Source organism: Pseudomonas sp. KB_15 (assembly GCF_052114525.1).
GTDB lineage: Bacteria > Pseudomonadota > Gammaproteobacteria > Pseudomonadales > Pseudomonadaceae > Aquipseudomonas.
This window is the reverse complement of the sequence record NZ_JBFREX010000215.1, coordinates 1-446: the sequence shown is the minus strand read 5'-3', so window position 1 is coordinate 446 and position 446 is coordinate 1. Positions and strand designations below refer to the sequence as shown.

Below are 446 nucleotides of genomic sequence, written 5' to 3'. Positions count from 1 at the left end.
GTGCTGCGCTGCGTGGAAACCCCGCCCGTGGGCGGCGACACGATCTGGGTGAACATGGCCGAGGCGTACCGCCGGCTGCCGGACGACATCAAGATCCGCATTCACGGCCTGCGCGCCAAGCACAGCATCGAGCACACCTTCGGCGCCAATATGCCGCCGGAGAAGCGCGCCGCCCTGGCGGCCCAGTTCCCGATGGTGGAGCACCCGGTGGTGCGCATCCACCCGGAAACCAGCGAGCCCGTGCTGTTCGTCAACGCCTTCACCTCGCACTTCGCCAACTACCACCGGGGCGACACCGTCCGCTTCGGCAAGGACTTCATGCCCGGCTCGGGCGACCTGCTGCAATACCTGTGCGCGCAGGCCGAGGTTCCCGAGTTCCAGGTGCGCTGGCGCTGGACGCGCAACAGCGTGGCGATCTGGGACGCAACAGCGTGGCGATCTGGGAC

At 68.2% G+C, this 446-nt stretch carries 1 protein-coding gene; it reads left to right on the top strand.

The genetic code is table 11. The features are described from left to right. On the top strand, positions 1–446 hold a 446-nt coding region (locus AB4Z35_RS30535; RefSeq protein ID WP_442101235.1), incomplete at both ends, for a TauD/TfdA dioxygenase family protein.